The 19586-nt window shown below is 47.3% G+C and carries 11 protein-coding genes; all 11 read right to left on the bottom strand.

The annotated features are described in order from the left end of the window. Nucleotides 1-8: 8 nt before the first annotated feature. Nucleotides 9-2810, bottom strand: coding sequence for an insulinase family protein (locus HHL16_RS15395; protein WP_169426069.1), 2802 nt, complete (start codon nucleotides 2808-2810; stop codon nucleotides 9-11). Between the two features lie 14 nt (nucleotides 2811-2824). After that, on the bottom strand, nucleotides 2825-5518 hold the full coding sequence (locus HHL16_RS15400) for a hypothetical protein (protein ID WP_169426070.1): 2694 nt from the start codon (nucleotides 5516-5518) through the stop codon (nucleotides 2825-2827). After that, nucleotides 5518-7824 (bottom strand): Gldg family protein, encoded by a 2307-nt coding sequence (locus HHL16_RS15405; protein WP_169426071.1) that lies wholly within the window; start codon nucleotides 7822-7824, stop codon nucleotides 5518-5520. The genes HHL16_RS15400 and HHL16_RS15405 overlap by 1 nt, the downstream gene beginning before the upstream one ends. Before the next feature lie 17 nt (nucleotides 7825-7841). Continuing rightward, a complete protein-coding gene (locus HHL16_RS15410) occupies nucleotides 7842-8774 on the bottom strand; it encodes an ABC transporter ATP-binding protein (protein ID WP_169426072.1) in 933 nt (310 codons plus the stop codon). Nucleotides 8775-8870: 96 nt separating this feature from the next. Then, the gene (locus HHL16_RS15415) at nucleotides 8871-10403 is read right to left on the bottom strand and encodes a PKD-like family lipoprotein (RefSeq protein WP_169426073.1); all 1533 of its coding nucleotides are present in this window, start codon (nucleotides 10401-10403) and stop codon (nucleotides 8871-8873) included. 22 nt (nucleotides 10404-10425) lie between these two features. Next, nucleotides 10426-11136 (bottom strand): DUF4843 domain-containing protein, encoded by a 711-nt coding sequence (locus tag HHL16_RS15420; RefSeq protein ID WP_169426074.1) that lies wholly within the window; start codon nucleotides 11134-11136, stop codon nucleotides 10426-10428. 17 nt (nucleotides 11137-11153) lie between these two features. Beyond that, nucleotides 11154-12629, bottom strand: coding sequence for a RagB/SusD family nutrient uptake outer membrane protein (locus HHL16_RS15425; RefSeq protein ID WP_169426075.1), 1476 nt, complete (start codon nucleotides 12627-12629; stop codon nucleotides 11154-11156). Nucleotides 12630-12641: 12 nt separating this feature from the next. Further along, nucleotides 12642-16025 (bottom strand): SusC/RagA family TonB-linked outer membrane protein, encoded by a 3384-nt coding sequence (locus HHL16_RS15430; RefSeq protein ID WP_169426076.1) that lies wholly within the window; start codon nucleotides 16023-16025, stop codon nucleotides 12642-12644. A gap of 231 nt (nucleotides 16026-16256) precedes the next feature. Further along, nucleotides 16257-17423 (bottom strand): FecR family protein, encoded by a 1167-nt coding sequence (locus HHL16_RS15435; RefSeq protein ID WP_169426077.1) that lies wholly within the window; start codon nucleotides 17421-17423, stop codon nucleotides 16257-16259. A gap of 84 nt (nucleotides 17424-17507) precedes the next feature. Next, nucleotides 17508-18062, bottom strand: a complete 555-nt coding sequence (locus HHL16_RS15440; protein WP_169426078.1) for a sigma-70 family RNA polymerase sigma factor — start codon at nucleotides 18060-18062, stop codon at nucleotides 17508-17510. 184 nt (nucleotides 18063-18246) lie between these two features. After that, nucleotides 18247-19581: a DNA mismatch repair protein gene (locus tag HHL16_RS15445; RefSeq protein WP_169426079.1), complete on the bottom strand. Its 1335-nt coding sequence runs from the start codon at nucleotides 19579-19581 to the stop codon at nucleotides 18247-18249. Nucleotides 19582-19586: the final 5 nt, after the last annotated feature.

The following is a 19586-nucleotide window of genomic DNA, read 5'->3' on the forward strand; positions in this document are numbered from 1 at the left end:
TCATGGCCCTACTTTGGCAGTAGATAGAAATCCATAAAGGGTTTCTGAGAAATAAAAGTTTTTGCTGCAACTGTCAGTCGCTCTTTGTTCAGCATGCCTAAATATCTTTCAATACTGTTCGCTTCGGCTAAATCATATCCATTCTGCAGGCTGGTCAGCAATACGGTATGCCAATACTCATTGGAACCCGCCATTTTAGTGATGCTGGCCCGACTCTCCGCAACGAACTTATTCAACTCATCTTCCGTTGGTCCCTGCTGCACCAGCTGATTCAATACCTGCTTCACTTCGTTCACCAGCTTTTTTGCACGCAGCGGATCGCAGCTGAATCCGATACTGAAAGCATAACGGGGATCTGGATATACTGCTTTCTGTATATTCACCGAGGGTGAATAGGTAGCACTTTCCTGCGTGCGCAGGTGATCGGTGATGCGGTACTGAAGTATGGTACGCAGCGCATTCAGCTGCACATTCTCCCAGGGGGTTCCTTTGTACGTTCCGGGAATCACCACCTGCACAGTGGCTTTGTTTTCGAGATCCTGCTTCACTTCAATAGTGTGGTCTTTGTCTGGGTAACGGAGACCAATATCCACTACTGTTTCTTTTTTATTGAGTGCAGAAAGGCTGCCCAGATACTGTTCCACCAATGGTTTGATGGCATCCGGTTCGAAGCTTCCTGTGATCAGGAAAGTAAAATCGGCTGCATCTGCAAAACGTTCTTTGAAGATCTCCACAGCGCGTGCAGGTTTCACTGCTTCCAGTCTGGCCACCGTCATCGGCTGTTTGCGCCAGTGATTGCCGGAGAGGAATGCATTCACGCTATCCGAAAAAATACTTCCGGGTGTCTGGCCTCGTTTTTCCAGTTCGAGTTTGGAATTGCGCAGCATGCCGGCCACTAAAGCTTCATTGAGACCGGGCTTCGTGAAATACAGATGGATGAGTTTAAGACAAGTCTCGAAATCTTTTTTGCTGCTGCCTCCGCCGATGCCTTCCGTGTATTCTGCAATAAATGGTTGCACCTGCACCATTTTACCGGTGAGAATGGCAGACAAAGCCTGCGGGTCTAGTCCTGCTACCCCACCCTGCAATGTGATGGGCGCTGCGAGAGAAGCTGCATCATAATCCTGCTGATCATACAATGCTGTTCCCCCAAAGCTGAAGGCGTTGATGAGTATTTTATCTTCCTGAACCGGGGTTGGTTTCAGCAATACTCTCGCGCCGTTGCTGAGTGTCCATTCGGTTACGCCGATTTCATCATGCTTTGCAGTTTGCACTACACTGCCGGGTTTAGCAGTGGGGCGTGGAAGATCGGTCAGGGTTTCGGGTTCTTTGTATTTTTCGATCTTGCTACCGGCAATGTTGGTTGACCAGTTTTTGAAGTCGGTTTCAGTTGGCAGTGCCATCTTTTCATCGGTTGGCGCCAGCAGAATCAGGTCCTGATCCGGAAGATCGAAGAAGAGATCGATCTGTTGACTGATCGATGACAGTGTAATTTTTTCCAGCTGTTCCCGGATGGCTTTATTGAGAAATTCTTCAGAAGGCGTAGGTATATTGTTCATGAATGCCTGTGCATACTGATTGGCATAGGATTCTGAACTGATCTTTTCGCGGTTATTGTAGCGCATATTTTGCGCTTCGCCCACTGCAATCTTTGCACGCCTGAGTTCTTCTTCAGTAAATCCATATTTTTTTACACGATACAATTCCGTCATCAGTGCAGTATATCCTCTTTCAATATCTCCGGGTAAAAAACTGATCTGTACTGTTGGGCCTCCGAGGCCTTCGGCAATAGGGCCGATACCCGCACTTGCCTGCAGAAACGGAGGATCGCTTTGCTGTTGCAGTTGCGCAATGCGTTTGCCCAGCATGGTATTGAAAAGCTGCGTACCGATACCGTTGCGAAGATCTTCATCAGTCCGCATCTGCGATACAGTGTCTTTGCAATACAGTTGCATCGATACTGTTTTGATCTCTTCCTCACGCACCACATGAAATGTTTTTTTGCCATTCAAAGCAACAGCATGTCTGGTATGTTCAGGGGCTCCTGCAGGTTTCACCAGATCGGCAAACTGTTGTTTAATCTGCTGTTCTATTTCAGCCGGATCGAACTCTCCTACCACTACGATGGCCTGCAGATCGGGGCGGTACCAGTCTGCATAGAACCTGCGCAATACATCCGGTTTGAAAGTAGTCAGCACTTCTTCCGTTCCGATAGGGAGGCGTTGCACATGCCTTGCATTGTTGAGCAGAATGGGCAGCGTTTTTTCGCTGATGCGCTCACTGGCGCCCTTCCTCATACGTTTTTCTTCGAGTATCACGCCCCTTTCCGACTCGATATCTTCATTCACCATTTCCACACCACCCGCCCAATCGCGTAGTATCTGAATGCCGCGATTCAGGGAAGCAGTATCACTCAGTGGAATATCCAGTTTGTACACTGTCTGATCAAATGCTGTGTAGGCATTGAGATCGGCTCCGAAGCGAACGCCCATTTTCTGCAACGCATCAACCAGACTGTTCTTCGGAAAATGTTTCGTTCCCTTGAAAGCCATATGTTCAGTGAAGTGCGCGAGGCCGCGTTGCTCATCCGTTTCCATCAGTGAGCCCACTTTGTTCACCAGCATGAGATAGGCCTGCTGACGGGGTTCCGCATTTTTTCTGATGTAGTAGGTAAGTCCGTTGGGCAGCACGCCTGTGCGCACAGCGGTATCTCCGGGAAGCGGCGTTACCTTTTCTTTACAGGCGCCGATCAGTGCCGCGATCATCAGAAAACAGGCGGTATACAATAGTTTTTTCGATTGTAGTTTCATAATCTTCATATCACTTATAGATGAGTGTTATATTCTTCTATTTCCGACAGCATATCCAGAATGCCTTCCTGCCTGATGATCACCATGCCATGGCGATCATCTGAAATGCCATCTGCAATGGCATAGGTGTATGTAGGCAGATTGTTCTGCATCACAGTTGGCATGAATTTGAACTGAACACCTTTTGTATTGCTGCCCAGCGCTGTGCCCACTTCCACAATATGCGTGGAGATGATGAACAGGCAGCGGTTGAAAGCATGGAATGCCTGCGAGAAAGCCAGTGTGGCATCATATGCATCTTTCACATTCGTTCCTTTGAACAGTTCGTCGAACATCACGAACAATCTTTTTTGTGCCGAAACCTGTTGGGCAATATGCTTCACACGCAATACTTCTGCATAGAAATGACTGTACCCCATGTTAAGATTATCGGCCACGTTGATGGAAGTGTACAATCCTTCCATCGGATGAAAGCGCAGTTCACGGGCAGGAACGGGAAAGCCCATATGAGCGAGGTACACACATACACCGGTAGTTTTCATCAGAGTAGATTTACCGGCCATGTTCGCTCCCGTGAGGAACATAAAATTCTGTTGTGCTCCGAAATTGATATCGTTGCCTTTTGCATTGGTGATGGCAGGATGAAAGCCACCGGTGATATGCAATTCATTCCCTTCTCCTTCAAGAGCAGCAGCAAAAGAAAGCCCCAGTTTCCGGGCAGTATTGCCTACAGCAATATATACATCCAGCTCATACAATAAATGAAGCAACTGTGCAACCAGCTTATTCATTTTGTTGAAGAGCAGTATTTCGAAATGGATCAGTTCTCTCCATGAGTAACCGGCTGCATTGCCGTACTTGTTCAATTGCAGCCGCGGGTCGTTTAGGAAATTCAACACTTCACCGATCGCTTTTTTCAATGACGGAGGTGCAATGGCTGTCCACGATGATTGGAGAAATGTCCGGACAGCAGCAAACACTTCCATGGTGGCAGACAATCCTTCCACTGCCTGTTCCATTTCTTTTTTCACTCCCATCATGGCCAGCGCCTGCCGCCTTGCTCCGCGAAAGAAAAGCTGCAATGCACCATCATACGGACGATCCTTTACATAATCTTCCATCTGTGCAAACCTTGCGGAGCTTACAGGAAATGCCAGCGTCTGCCGGCTGAAAAACGCATAGAGGGCAGATCGTTCATTGATAGTGCTGGCATCGGTAAGCGGATGCATGAACAGCTGATCCAGCAAACGTTCACCATCTCTGGTTCTCGTAGAGTTGAACAGACTGAAGATGGAATTCTGTTTGTACTTGCCGGGTATGTTCAGGTCTTCGAGGGTTTGATTGTCTGTCTGAAATGTTGCCTGCACAGCGGATGCCGGTGTTGTTGAAGCGTTTTGCAGCATATCCAGCATACCTTCATTCTGAATAATCAGCATGCCATGGCGGTCTGCCGTTACGCCTTCCTGAAGGGTATACGTATAACGTGGTATGGAGCCTTCCATATAAGTTGGCATGAATACATACCGGATATTGTTGCAGCTTTTTTTCAGTTCATCCGCCGCTTCGATGATATGCGTTGATACCACAAAAAGGCTTTGCTGCTGCTTCGCAAATGCATGCGTGATGGCGATGGTGCCATCCCCTGCATCCTTCACATTGGTGCCTCTGAACAATTCGTCGAAGATCACAAAGAGGTTATGGCCCTGCCTCACCTGCTCTACGATATTCTTCACGCGCAATACTTCCGCATAGAAATGGCTATGCCCCATGTTGAGGTTATCGGCAAGATTGATGGTAGTGAAAATACCATCACGCACCGAGAACTGCATGGCCGCTGCCGGTACAGGAAATCCCATATGCGCGAGATACATGCAGATGCCGATGGTTTTCATGAAAGTGGATTTACCCGCCATATTCGCTCCGGTCAGGAACACCACCTGCTGTCCTGGCAACAACTCGAAATTGTTACCCACTGCATTTTCCACCAACGGATGTCGCGCATTGCGCAGCATCAGCTGCGAGATGCCTGCCGTTGCTTCGGCAAAGCAGCAATCGAGCTTTGCAGCTACATTCGCTACACAATGATATACATCTATGAGGTAGCAGTAGTGCATCAGTTTCATAACGGTGTCGCGCAGGGTAAACCGATAGAGTTTATCCAGCAGCGCCGTATCTTCAAACGATCTTTTCTTTGCAGCCGCCAGTTGCAGCGCCTGCGCAAATTCTGGATGTTCCATTTTCGACAACACCAGCGCCGTTTCCTTTTCGAGATCAGCATTGCCTTTCGGCTCATCGGACTGAATGAATGCAAACACCGATGTTACGATCTCCGAAACTGCATCCACTCCATTCACTACAAACTGATATCCGGTATCCGAACCGATGAGCGTTGTAAGCTTCCGCTTCAGGCTATTGTCCTCATGCGTTAGTCGTGTACGCGCATCCGAATTCTCCAGATACTGCCGGGCTGCATCGAACCAGATCGGCTGGTAAGGCAACTGAATTTTCTTTTGCTGAAAATGACGGAATAGGGCGCTTCTCCGATTGATATCTTCCCTGATTGACAGGGGAGCGCGGAACATCTGCTCCAGTAATTCCGCGCCCCCTGCCGTATGGGTCTGATTAAAGAACGCATAGATGGAAGGCTTTCCACTTTTGCTGAAAATGCTGATGTCGTTCAGCGTTTGCTGGTCTGTAATGAAGCTCATTATTTACCTCTTCTTTTGATATACAGTAACAAACTGAATGCAAGGAGCCCTACGGGCAGTATCCATTTGAGGAAGATTTTGAAGGCTGTCCACACACCTGCACTGGTGGTAGCGGTAGTATCGGTGGGGTCGGGCCTGCTCATATCAATGGGCACTTCATTATCAGACAACCAGTAGAAGGAAGCCAGTATCAGATTGAAGTTGGAAGCAGGCAGCTCATAGCGCTGTGCACCCAGCTCGCCATTACTGATCCAGTCTGCATCACCGGTTACGATGATCTTCTGCGTTTTTCCATTCACTTTTCTGCTGAGCGCCACTGTTGTGGGGAATGGTTCACTCTTCTCTCCTGCCCCTTCATTGAGCACTGCTTTATCATCAATGAAATTGGTTGTTTCCAGTTCATTCCATGAGCCGGTGGAGTCAGAGGTAAGCCACACAGTAGATTCAAAACCCTGTGCAGGTTTCACTGACAAAGGACTTGCCCCCGGCATAGTTACCACGCCTGCTCTTTTTTTCAGGTCATCCAGATACATGGAAGCTGAAACGCCCGCCGCCGTAGGTTTTGCCATCAGCAGATCGGTCTGGTATTTTGCGGAAGGCTTCACCAGCACACCAGGTTCCAGCTGCACACCCAGTGGTGCAATGATCGGGTTCACGCGATCACGGCTTTCGGGCTCGCCCAGCACAATCATGTTACCTCCCTTTTCTACATAACGGCTGATGCGGTCCAGCTCTTCCTGACTGAATGCAGAACGCGGTTCGGCAATGATGAGGATTCTGATATCATCCGGCACTTCATTGGCCAGGGTAAAATCTTTTACGTCGAAGCCCTGATTGATCAGTGCATAACGGAAACTCTTCTCCTGCACGATGAGGTTGTACCCACGATCCTGAAACGAAGTACTCTGACGTTCTCCATGCCCCGTTACAAAACCAACGGTAGGAAGATCCATTACCAGGCGCTTGAAAGCTGCCGTGATCTCACGTTCCGTAGGCATTACCTGATTATCTTCAAAAATGCGCAGGAATGTTTGCTTGCCATCTCCTTTCTGCAGCAGTCTCACAAACCGGAATTTCTCACCAGACAGATCAACCTGTTGTTTGATCTCTTCATAAGGTTTGATAGGAAAATTCAGGTTCATGAGTTTAGCTGTTGTATCCATTCGCTGCTTGCCGGTCATGTTGGGGTATTGTTTATCCATCATAGGATTGGCCACCAGTTCATAGTACCGCTCGGTTTTCATTTTAATTCTCGGCTTAAACCGGGTATACTGTTCAAATAATTGTCTTTCGAACATGTACATGGCTGGCAGTCCATAAAAGAAATTCTTATCCAGCATATTGGCATAGGCGGTGATGGTAAGATCATCGTTCCCCAGCCTGGATAGCACATCCTGGCTGGATTTGGTAAGCGTGTTCACCTTGGTGCGCGTAACATCGTAATATCCTTTGAACAGTGGCATGGAAGTGAGATAACCCAAACCGAATACAGCTACCAGCACCATTGCATATTTGGAGAACGATACCAGGAAAGAACTTTTATGCCTCATGGAATTCAGGCGGATGGCAGTGAATGTGATGAACATAACCGAGATGAGCACAAAGTAGATCATACGATCGGTGGTGATCATGCCCAGTACAAAAGAATCCACTCTTCCTGAAATTGACAGCCAATGTGTAAGCTCCCGAACACCTTCAACATCCTGCCAGAGCGTACGGGTATAGGACAGTACAGCCAGCAACGCCAGCGTACCCATGGCAGACACAACAGTATAGGATGTGAGTGAGCTCATGAATAATCCGATGGCAGCATAAGTACAGAACAGCAGAAAAATACCCAGTATGCCACACAGGATCACAGAAAAATCTATATTCTTTATACTGATGGCAGAATGTAAACCGAATACTGTCAGCACGCCCATCAGTATCAGTCCGTACACCAGCAGAGACAGGTATTTGCCGAATATGATCTGATTGGTGGTAACCGGTGAGGAGTACAGCATTTTGATACTGCCTGTACTCAGCTCACGGCTGATCACGCCCATGGTGAGCAATGGCACATACAGGTACAGATAACTGAGTACCTGATTGAAAACACCTGTGGCAGACGACCAGATGTTCAGCGTTTGACTCATGGGAACATTCACTTTGATGTACCCCATGGTAACGGCGCGCATCAATCCATCGAAGAGGCCGGTATACACCATCCCAACCTGAAATGTAAAAATTATGAGTATCAGCCAGGCTACAGGCGAATAAAACATAGCCTGTAATTCCGCCTTTGCTATTTTCCAGATTACTTTCATTTTGTATTACTTATGGGTTAGGATTTAGATTGTTTGCCTGACAATTCAATGAAGATGTCTTCCATGGAGCTCTTCTCGAGATTGATCTCCACCAGGCGCCAGCGTTTTGCCATACTGGCTTCGATCAGTTTTTCGGCCGACTCAGGCCATGCTGCGAACCTCACCCTCACCTTCGTACCATCCAGTTCTTCCACACCGGTTATACCTGGCACAGCCAGCAGTTCTTCTTTCGTTGGCTTCGCCAGAAATGTGATCAGCAGTGAGTTTGGAGCGATGTAATTATCGAACTCTTCGATGCCTCCTGAGAATACTACGGAGCCGTCGTTGATCATCCAGATATGATCGCAGAGCGCCTGCACTTCCTGCAGAATATGGGTGGAAAGGATAACGGTGCAGTATTCACTGATCTCTTTGATCAGTTGCCTTACTTCAAGGATCTGATTGGGATCGAGCCCGTTGGTAGGCTCATCGAGCACTACAAACTCAGGTTTATGGATGATGCTCTGCGCAATACCCACGCGCTGTTTGTATCCACCGGAAAGGTTCTTGATCAAACGTTGCCGCATATGCGAGAGGCTGCATTTTTCCATCACCTCTGTAACGGCAGCAGGAATATCCTTATCGGGTACCAGTCTGATGCCGGCTGCGTAGGTGAGAAATTCTTCTACATTGAACTCACCCTGAAGCGGTGGCTGCTGTGGCAGAAATCCCATGAATTTTTTCGCTGCTACAGGGTCTTTCTGAATATCGATCCCCTTGATGAAAATGCTGCCCCTGGTAGGTTTTATCACGCCGCATACCACATTCATGATGGTTGATTTACCGGCGCCGTTTGCACCCAGCAACCCGAAGATGCCGCGTTTGTTCAGCTCCAGGTTGATATCACGAACGGCCCACTGCACACTATACCGGTGTGAAAGCCCTTCGATTTTTACAATAGATTCGGCCATTATTTACTGTTTGTTTTTTTTGAGCAAAAGATTCCCCTGCACCCGTATAGTACAGGCGTTCAGCAGTGAAATGCGTTATGTGTTACTGGTTATTTTCTAAATCGGAGTACCTCCTCTTACGGTGATATCGGCAATGCGGCCCAATCCCGATACGCGATGCAGCTCCACCGGCGCTCCATTCAGCAACGCCTGATTGGAAATATCATAGAAGATCACAGTGCCATCAGCAAGGCCAACTGCCAGCTGCTGACCATCGTCACTCTGCGTCAGCGCCGTAATGGATGCAGGAAGTGTATGATACAATTTGGTAGCTCCGCCAAGGGTTACATCATAATAGTACAAAGCTGCATTATTAGAACCTCCGGAGAAGAAGAGAAAATCCCTCATCTTGATGGCCACAAATTTTGATGCAGCATTCAGATATTGTTTACCGGTGAATGTTTGTCGCATTTTTGGTGTATGGATAACCTGAATACCGATAATGGTCATAAAACCGAATGGCTGCACATACATTTCACCGGTAACCTTGTCCCGCACAAGGAATGTGCAGACAGTGTTCAGCATATTATCGTCCCTGAAAGTTCCTCCCCAGATATACTCGTAACCTGTCAGTGATAAGGATGGGTTGATATAGCCCGGCAGTGCCGGCATGTAAGGAGGTGGCGGAGGAAATGTATCGATCTTCAGCGTTGCTCCGAAAGTCAGGTTCTGCACCAGTCTCAGCGATGCATAGAGCAGCCTGTTATTCAGTTCATCATACATCACTGTATAGTATGAGTTGCCGGTCCACACATCCCAGAGATGTTTGATCTTCATGCCCTTGTTCACTTCCAGCGGAATATTCAGCCAGGGAACCGTAAACGCAATGGGATTGCTCTGGAACAGGCGTCCATACAGCTTTCCATCTTCATTCACCAGCAGATCCGCCGTTTCGTAGAAGCCTGCATTCACAGGTTTCAGTCCTGACGGCATGCCGCCCACAAAGGATGCATTCACCTGCAGTTTCTTTTCATAGTTCAGCCCATCAAGCTCTACCGATCCCTGTCCACCCTGCTGAATTACCGCCACTGCTCTTCCACCATTTACAAAATAATCCTTGATGCGGAGAGGATGGCTACCGAGACTTTCACCATTGTTCTTGTCTTTGTAAAGTGCCAGCTGATCCCGGTATCCCGTGGCAGTTTTGCGCACATGCGCAATTTCGGATACACCGTCTTTTTCGTACAGAATGGCCCATCCGGTTTCGTAGGGAGAAAGCACTGTCATGCCAATGGGATCTCCGGGAGTGTACCGGAGCCCGGATTCTTTATCGATCATGTGATACTGGAGATATACAAAGCCTGATTTCACTCCGTTGAACACAAGATCGGGTTCTCTGGATATCAGCTTTCCATCCAGATACCATTCATGATCATAGTCATTGATTGTTTTACCTGCCACTTCAAATATCCGTTCAGGTTTAATGGTAAGTGGTTCATCAATAACAGCAACAAGAGCTTGTGTTATGCCGTAAGTGATTTTTACGGGATTGCCTTTTTTGTAATCGAAATTGCTATTGTCTTTGATGCAGGACAATTGCAGAAACAGACCAGCGAGCAACAGCAAACGAATGATATAACTGGTTTTCATTGTAGTCAGTTTGGTTGAATGATTAGCCGAGCAACGGAACAGTACTGAGCATGTCGGCGCCATCTTCCATGTACACCGGTGTACCCTTTTCCTTTTGTTCAATCAGATAATATTTGAACTGCAGAAAATAGATCAGTCGCTGATTATTATCCAATGGTGCCAGATCGCCCACACCGGTCACTTCCATGAACGTGCGGAACTTCTTCTCACTGTATCTGCCGAGATAATACATGTTCATGTTGTTATCCCACCACACAGGCTTGCTCACTCTGGCAGTGATGCGGATGATCTTATACGTAGCTTCTGTCTGCCCCGGCATGATGTTCTTATTTTCCGAGATGCGCAATACAAGCCTGAGATCTTTGGTTTCAAGCTCCGGGGTATTTTTCACAGTCACCCATGCCGTATCAAGTACTGCTGACTTTCTGAATGTCTGCACAGGTAGGCTGTAGTTGGCTGAAGTAACGGTACCTTCTGACGAAACAGCCTCGATGCTGTAGGTCTGATCCTGCGGAAACAGTTTCCCTACCAGCTTTACAGGCAGCGCAATCTGTATTTCATCTTTTCCGGGATAATAGAAGAATGAAAACGAAATGGAATCCTGAATACCTGTTACAAACTGCACATACCTGCTGCTGCTGTAAAGGTCTATCTCCTGTTTTTTGCAGGAAGCGAAAAGCATCAGTGAAGCAATTGTTCCTGCGAATATTGTTGTGGTGATCGTCTTTTTCATGGAGTCTTTTTCCGGTATTAGAAAATCTGCTCGTTCTGAGGTATCGGCAATACAAAACGGTTATCAAGCACAATCGTCTGTGTACCGCGCATCAGGTTTCGCTGCATTCGTTTGTAGGCAAAGAAGGTTTGTCCTTCATTGATGAACTCACGGCGGTACTCGGCAAGCAGTTCCTGATAATACGATTCCTCATCTGTCTGTGAGAAGGTGGAGAGCTTCCCTCTTGCATTCCTTACCTGGTTCAGTACTTCCAGCGCTTCAGTCTTCTGCCCCTCCCTGAACAAGGTCTCACTGTATATATAGTACACTTCACTCATTCTGAGTACAGGCACAATGGTATTCTGTGCTTTCACCTCTGCCTGAATGGCACGGCTCTCCAGCCATTTATCCGTTATCTTTCCTTTCTGTGTTTCATTATCGGTCTGCGCTTCACTGATAAATCCTGAACGGAAATCACGGTCAGAAGCCGGGAACCATTCGCTCACATCAGGCGAAAGCCGGTAGCTGCCCTGATTGGAAGCTGCGAGGTTGGTGATAAGATCTGCATCATAAGCAGCAAACAGAATATCATTTGCCAGTTTGCTGTACCTGTTGACGCTGCCGGTGGTTGCATTGAATTCCGAAGTGAACTCCCACCATTTCAATCTTCCGTGTGGACCAAAATTCTCATACAGGTATTTTGCTTCCTGCTTTGCTTTTACATAGTTACCTGCATAGAGGTATACACGCGCAAGCAATCCGTGAATGGCTGCATAATTAAGCCTGTGCATCCTGAAAGTAAAAAAGGCAGTCAGGGGCGATCCATTCCCTAAACCCGCTATCTGGGAGGGCAGTTTGGCCGACAGGCCTGAACTGTTTACGATGGTATCATTCTCTGCAACCAGTGACTGAGCTTTTTCAAGATCAGCCGTGATCTGATCAATCACTGCAGTGGTAGCAATCGGTGGATTGAGCTTTGCGGGATAAGTATTCACATATGGAAGATATTTCCCGTTCGGCTCTTTTGCAGGTGCGGGCGCATACAGCCGAAGCATTTCAAAATGCATCAGCGCACGCATGGCAATTGCTTCTCCCATGATCAGGTTGCGCTCTGAGCGGCCCGCCATGAATCCACTTTCAGGCAATGATTCAATTTCTTTCAGCAGTTTGTTGCAATTCGCGATATTGTTGTATGCCCTGCTCCAGATGCCATCAATGATGGCCTGGCTGCCTGCATTCGTTTTATCAAACTCATAGGCGAGGTACTGCTCGGTACCCATTTTGCCGGCAGCATATTCCTGACTGTAGGCAGTATTGAGACCCCAGCTCAGGTTCTTGCCAAACAGATCTTTGCCGGCAGCCTGAATGTATACACCATTCAGCGAATGACGGAAGCCCAGGGATTCACTGAACAATTCCTTATCCACTATCTGATCAGAAGGTTGTACATCCAGCCATTTCTTACATCCGGTGAAGGAAGAAATGATAATAATTAGTAGGGTGATATTTTTCATGATCAGCAACTTTTATAATGCGGCTTTTAATGACAATTCAAATGTGCGGGCAAAGGGATACTGCAGCCCACGCTCCTGTTGTATGGAAGAAATGGTTGCGAGATTACTGCCGGTGAGCTGAACCTTGAATCTCGACAGTCCAAACCTGGCCACTTTCTTCTGCGGAATATCGTATGCCACCGTAAGTGTACTCAGCCTCACCTGATTATTCCTCTGAATAAAGCGGGAAGTAGGTCGGGTAAGATAGAGCCTGTCAGATATATCTTTCAGCTGCGTAAGATCGCCGGCCTGCTGCCAGCGCTGCGACAGCACCCTGCGGTCTGCATTGTTACTGTAGAGGTCCACATTTTCCACTTTGCTCAGCAGCGTGTAATTGTAATCCAGTCCGCCAAACTGATACATGCAGGCAACATAGAGTGAGAAGCCTTTATACACAGCATTGAGGGCAAATGTTCCCTGTGCTTTTGGGGTTGCATCACCTATTGCCACCTGATCACCTGCTGACCACACATAGGTAATAGTACCATCGGGGCGCATATAGATCTCTTTCCCATCTGCCGGGTTGATGCCCAGTGAACGCATGCCATAAATGGAAGTCACTGAAGCGCCCTCAACAAACTTTGTATGCGCAGTGGAATAACGTTTCTTAATATCAGGACTCTGCAATACTGCCAATGCATCGTTGAAACCATCATACTGCTGATTCACCAGCTCATTGTAACGTCTGAGAGAATTGGACAATTCAACGAGTGTATTTTTGTTGGATGCAAAGTTGAGAGACACATTGAAATAGAAATCTTTCTTTCTGATCACATCATATCTCATTCCTAATTCAACGCCGCGGTTCCTGATCTTACCCACATTGTCGTTGTACGTGGGAAAGCCCGATGAAAGCGGCATATCAACATCATTCACCAGATCTCTGGTAACCTTATCATACCAGTTGAGATTGATGTTCAGCTTGTTTCTGAACAGTCCAAGATCAAGCACCACATCAATGGTATTGGTGATCTCCCATGTAAGATTCGGATTTTCCATGGCCTTCAGCAGCACACCTGCACCTGTGCTGTATTTGGCTTGCTGAACTATGTAAGTTCCTTTAGCAGCATAGGGAGGGAAATTTGTTTTTCCCAACTGCCCGAAAGAGCCTGTCAGTTTCACTCTGTTGAAAACTGTATTTCCTTTCAGGAAGTTGTAGTTGTGGAAGTTGATGCCGCTACCTGCAGACCAGAAGGGAGCAAATCTTTTATCGGCGCCGAAACTGGAACTACCATCCACCCTGCCGGACAGATCAAGCAGGTAGATATCCCTGTACGTATAGTTCAGTGCCAGGAAGGTGCCGAACAATCTGGTGATATTATCAACGTAAGCGGATTTGCGCTCCATCACGGAAGCATAGTTGGGAGAATTCAGCTGTCCGGATGGGAAACCAGCATAGAATTCCGAAACCTGTGTACCCTTATTCTCCTTTATGTTCACACCACCGGAAAAGTTCATGTTATGCCCTCCGATATTGTTCACATAGTTTGCATAGATATTGGTATTGAAAGAATATTCGTCGGTTCTGCCGATGTTGAGTTTTCCTTCGCGGCCGATATTATCAACGCCCACCTGTGTGCCCGATGCAGGATCGATGAATTTATCCGATCTCTTAAAAGTTCGTCCCAGCGCTATTTCTCCGCGTACTGTCAGTTTACTGAATGGTTTCCAGCTGATACCAGTATTGTTGGTGATGGCATGATAACCGTTGGTGTTGAAGTTTTGCGTCATCAACGCTTCATACAATGGGTTCACCAGAGAAAGCGGTTCGGCCATGTAACGCCATCGCGTTGTAGTCTTTACAGGTTTTCCGTCGGCATCATAAGCTTCATCATACGGGTTCTTTCTTGTGTAGGCGGCAAAATCGCCGTAGGGAGAATCGCGTGCGTCCACCACATCATAGGAGAAATCGTTCCTTACCTGAAAATTCTTTACCCGATAATCGATCTGAAGGGCAGCGCTTTTGCGTTCACGCTTCGATCCTTTCATCACTCCTTTTTCAACATCGTACGCCAGTTTGGCGCTGAACCTCAGCTGATCAAAGCCGCCCTCAAAAACCAGCGAATGTTTCTGGTTGAGCGCATTCTGAAGAGGTTGAGCAATCCAGTCAGTATTCACGCCACGATTGATCTGGTTTCTTTTGGCCAGCAGCTCTTGTGTGAGGAATGCCGGATTGGTGATACCATCTGGTTTATAATAGCCTGCCAGCTCTTCTGCCTGCAGTTTTTCAGAAGCGTTCATCAGGTTGTAATCAGTGAGATCAGGCATGCTCAGTGAAGTCAGCATATTGTAGTCCACATGGAGTTTGCCCGGCACGGGTGCTACAGTTTGTATCACCACCACACCATTGGCAGCACGTGATCCGTAGATGGCAGTAGCAGCTGCATCTTTGAGAATGGTAACGCTGGCAATGCGAGTGATATCATAATCATACACACGTTCAACGGGTATTTCAAAACCATCTAAAATAAAAATGGGAAGATTAGGATTGTTGCTCAACGCTGCCTGAGACACATCCACCTGATCAAGCGACTTTACACCAATACCGGAACGGCCCCTGATATAGAATTCCGGTAATGTATTGGGGTCGGAGCCCATGATATTATTCACTTCCATGCGGAAAGACGGATCAAATATCTGCAGGGCGCTGATCACATTTCTGTTGCCCACTTTCTGAATATCCTCCTGTGTTATGCGGATGGAATTACCGGTGAAGCTTTCCTTTCTGAGTCTGGTATAACCGGTCACCACTTCATCCATTCCCTTATCTGACAACTTCAGATTGATATAGACTACAGACGTTATGCTTCTGACAGTATATGTTACTGTTTCGTACCCCACATAACTGATCTCTATCACATCTCCGAAATCAACCTGCAGATCAGCAATCCCTTCTGCATTGGTTACTTTGGAGATCTTTTTGTTCTTCACCATTACGGAAGCTCTGGGCATGGGAACACCCAGTGAATCGATCACTTTGATCTTCACCGGAAATGCATTCACCTGCGGAGCCGTTGCATCAATACTTTGATTAGCTGCAGGATTAATGATTGCGGGAACAACAGGCTTCGCAAACAGCAGTATGGATCTGTTATTGATCTCATATCCGATGGGCTGCGTTCTGAAGAGTTCTTTGAGAAACTGCTCCAGCGGCATATTTTCCGCGTAGATTGTAACGGGGTGTGCAATGCTCAGCAATGAACTGGGGTAAAGAAAACTGTACCCGGTTTGCTTTTTGCATTCATTGAAAACTTTTTCGAGCGGAACATTGCTTCCCGAAAAGCTGACGTTCTGTGAAAAGCTGTTGGCGCTTACATTCATGAAAGCGACAGTCAGAAATAGTACAGTTAGTTTCATACCTAATAGTATTGGCTTTAATCTCCGCCCGGCCGGAAGCAGTCCCCGGCGCGCAACGGATTTCCCCCAACTCCGGGAGAAGGAAACCACATTTTGCATAACTTTGGTACGTTTGGGTGATGTAATAAGCAGTCTTTTGCGAGACCTGTTCTGGTTAATAAACTCAAACTCTGCCGGGAGTGGTGCAAACACTTCCGGTTTCGTTTTTTAATGCCATCTCATAGTGTTGGTTTACGGCAGAATTGTAAGTGTTCTGCCCTCTTTCTCGAACTTTATATTGAGGCGGGAAAGATACCTGAGAACGTCCGTCAACGGAATCGCTCTGTCAAGTTCCCCCATTAGTTTTACTGTAGGCACGGCGCCACGGTACTGCACTTTGATATCATACCATCTTTCAAGCTGACGCATCACGGTTTCAAAGTCGGCATTGTCGAAACTGAAGAAGCCTCTCTTCCATGCAAGGATGCTGGCAATATCCGGACTGAACACTCCTGTTATTTCGCCACTCATGGCTGAAACAGCCTGCTGCAGCGGCTTCAGCACCACGTTGCGCTGATTTTCAGACAGGGGTAAAACACGTACACTTCCATCCACCAGTGTTGTTCTCACTGCTCTTTCTTCTTCATACGCATTGATGTTGAAGCTGGTGCCCAGTACCTGCACCTGCGTATTGCCTGCTGTTACCATAAACGGAGCGCGATGGTTCTGTGCTACTTCAAAATATACTTCACCCGAAACCTTTACTGCTCTTTCTTTATTGAAGCCTGAAGGGAAGATGATAGATGATGCAGCATTCAGCCACACTTTGGTTCCATCCGGCAGTACGGCCTGATACTGTCCGCCACGGGGTGTGGATAGTGTGATCATTCTGCCTGCCTGTGCAATGCGTTCTCCATCGTTGTACTCGATAGCATTATCCTCAGCAACGATGCCCGATTTATTATCACTCAAAAGAATGGTTGAATCTCCTACCGTAAGGATGGCCTGATTCTTTCCGGGAAGAATCTCGGTTGGTGTGGTTACAAGCTCAGGCTTGTTCGCCGTTGCTGCACTATCCGATTGAAGATACAGGTAGAAGATACCTGCTCCGATACAAAGAATAAAGATGGCTGCTGCATAATGCCAGCGCTTCCGCATGATACTGTAAACGGTTTTGCTTTCCTGCTCCGGCGTCCACCTGCCTGAAGCAACCAGCTTTTCCCAGGAAGCCACTTCATCGAACTGATTGAACGCGCTGAGTTTTTTCTCCAGCAACTCCCTGTCCTGAAAGCTCTCGTACAACGCGCTGTTCGCGGGCGATGCCTCCAGCCATTGGTTTACGATGGCCTGTTCGGACATCGTGAGGGGTTGATCAAGTTGCTTTATCAGCAACGCTTCTATGGACGGATTACTGGCCATTGTTTGTTCTGAGCTGGGGTTTTAATACTAATACAGGCAGGAAAAGGTTTTTCCATCGCTGATGCCAAACTTTTTTTTGAATGCCTATAAAAACAGGAACAATCCGCGCTTCAGCAGCTGCGCTTTCAACAATTTGATGGCTTTCAGTTTCTGGTTGAGCACATTCTTGGTGCTGGTCTGGAGAAGGTTGGCTGTTTCAACGGTGCTCTTGCCCCTGAAGTAGATCAGCTCAAATACCTGAGCGCATTGAGCGGGCAGAAATTGCAATTGATGATGGATCTCATTGATCAGTTCCGCATCGATGCGGTGCCGGTCGATGTCTTCCTCTTCATGTGTGCTGAGGTAACTGATCTCCTGATGAGACCGGCTATGCCGCACTGTTTCCTGCATAAAATTGATGCAGGCATTGCGAACTGTAATATAAAGCCAGGATTTTATATGTGAAGGATTATCGAACTGATGGCGGCGATCCCATAATTTCAGCAGGGATTCCGTAGTGATGTCTTCTGCCTGCTCCGGATCACCGATGAGCTTGTTGGCGAAATAAGCAAGCCGTTTGAAGTAAGTTTTATAAACCTGTTCAAAAGCAGTACCATCGCCTCTTTTAAAAGCTATAATGATGTCCGGTTCCAATACCATCAGGTCTTGAGGTTAGGGATTAAGCAGTTATCCCTACAATATTAAGGAAAGCTGGTGAATTATGATGATGCACTATTTCTCCGCCTTCACCCGCTTCTGAATATTCCCGTATTTTTTCGCAGAAACAATACGGGTCCGTACCTGCATCTATGCAGACCCGGACCCGTTTATTGATCTCTCCTTTTTATTGCAGCTGCGGCTTACGGATAATATCGATGATCCTTTCATTTTCGATGATCATCATCCCATGCCTGTCTTCAGTTACACCGGTTTTGAGCCGGTACGTATACTTCGGCACCTGCCCCTCCATGATCGTTGGCAAATACACAAACTGCAGATTACTGCAACGTTCCCGCAACGGCTCAGTTACTTCGATGATATGGGTGGAAATGATAAAGCAGCATTTTCTGTAAGCAGCAAACGCTTCCGTAACAGCCAGTGTAGCATCGTAAGCATCTTTTACATTGGTGCCTTTGAACAGCTCGTCGAAAATGATCAGCATATGTTTTCCTGCGGCAACTGTCTCCGCCACCATCTTCACCCTGCGCACTTCGGCATAAAAATGACTGAAGCCCTGCTCCAGATCATCCGGAACATTGATGCTCGTATAAATTCCATCACGCACAGAGAACTCCATCGACCTGGCAGCTACAGGAAATCCCATATGCGCCAGAAAAACCGCTATGGCAAAGGATTTCATAAAAGTTGACTTACCCGCCATATTGGCCCCTGTAAGAAACAGCACATTGCTGTGATGGTGCATATCGGCAGAATTCCCCACCGCTTTTTTTATTCCCGGATGCCTGCAATCGTCGATGCGGATGCAGCTGCGCTCCTTCGGCAAGGCATGTGCATACACCAATTGCCGTTCTCCGGCTGTAGCTGCAACTGCTATGCAGCAATCGAGCAGATAAATAGCCCGCAATACATTTTCCAGTTTCGCTCTGAGATGGAATCTTAAAACATTATCGTACCGGAGGATCTTGCTCAGGGGCAACTCCTTTTTCCCTGCTTCTTCGCGCAGCCATTTCAATTCAGCATTATTCAGAATGCTGCAGGCTTCACCAAAAACACCAGACAACATATCCCTGTGCTTATCGGCCATTCCATTAAAGCAACCACGAAATTTATTGAGCACTTCAATGGTTACGCAAAGGCTTTCCGCAAACTGACGGTATTCTTTATTCAGTCCCAGAGTATGTGCAGCCCGTTTGCTCATCACTGAAACGGGAGCAGCAAACCGGTTACCCGGCGCTCCTGAGTTGAGATAGTTCTCCATCACTTCAACAGCATTGCCCGAAGCAGGAAATTCAATGGCCATTTCACCGAATCTGCTGAACATCGCTGAACGCTGATTGATGGCATCGGCATCGGTAAGCGGATGCCGGAACCAATTTTCCATCAACCGTTCTCCGCCAGCCGTTTTCACTTTATTGAACATGCCGAATATCGCATTGGGTTTGTATTTGCCCAGCAGATTAAGATCATCGGCAGTTTGTTTGTCTATTAAAAAACTCATGCTTC

This window comes from Pseudoflavitalea sp. G-6-1-2 (genome assembly GCF_012927185.1).
Lineage (GTDB): Bacteria > Bacteroidota > Bacteroidia > Chitinophagales > Chitinophagaceae > Pseudobacter.

Excerpts from the sequence above, each read along its gene's own strand:
- HHL16_RS15425 (WP_169426075.1), bottom strand. The coding sequence starts at position 12,629 with ATGAAAAATATCACCCTACTAATTATTATCATTTCTTCCTTCACCGGA.
- HHL16_RS15415 (WP_169426073.1), bottom strand. The coding sequence starts at position 10,403 with ATGAAAACCAGTTATATCATTCGTTTGCTGTTGCTCGCTGGTCTGTTT.
- HHL16_RS15410 (WP_169426072.1), bottom strand. The coding sequence starts at position 8,774 with ATGGCCGAATCTATTGTAAAAATCGAAGGGCTTTCACACCGGTATAGT.
- HHL16_RS15440 (WP_169426078.1), bottom strand. The coding sequence starts at position 18,062 with ATGGTATTGGAACCGGACATCATTATAGCTTTTAAAAGAGGCGATGGT.
- HHL16_RS15395 (WP_169426069.1), bottom strand. The coding sequence starts at position 2,810 with ATGAAACTACAATCGAAAAAACTATTGTATACCGCCTGTTTTCTGATG.
- HHL16_RS15420 (WP_169426074.1), bottom strand. The coding sequence starts at position 11,136 with ATGAAAAAGACGATCACCACAACAATATTCGCAGGAACAATTGCTTCA.
- HHL16_RS15435 (WP_169426077.1), bottom strand. The coding sequence starts at position 17,423 with ATGGCCAGTAATCCGTCCATAGAAGCGTTGCTGATAAAGCAACTTGAT.
- HHL16_RS15400 (WP_169426070.1), bottom strand. The coding sequence starts at position 5,518 with ATGAGCTTCATTACAGACCAGCAAACGCTGAACGACATCAGCATTTTC.
- HHL16_RS15405 (WP_169426071.1), bottom strand. The coding sequence starts at position 7,824 with ATGAAAGTAATCTGGAAAATAGCAAAGGCGGAATTACAGGCTATGTTT.
- HHL16_RS15430 (WP_169426076.1), bottom strand. The coding sequence starts at position 16,025 with ATGAAACTAACTGTACTATTTCTGACTGTCGCTTTCATGAATGTAAGC.
- HHL16_RS15445 (WP_169426079.1), bottom strand. The coding sequence starts at position 19,581 with ATGAGTTTTTTAATAGACAAACAAACTGCCGATGATCTTAATCTGCTG.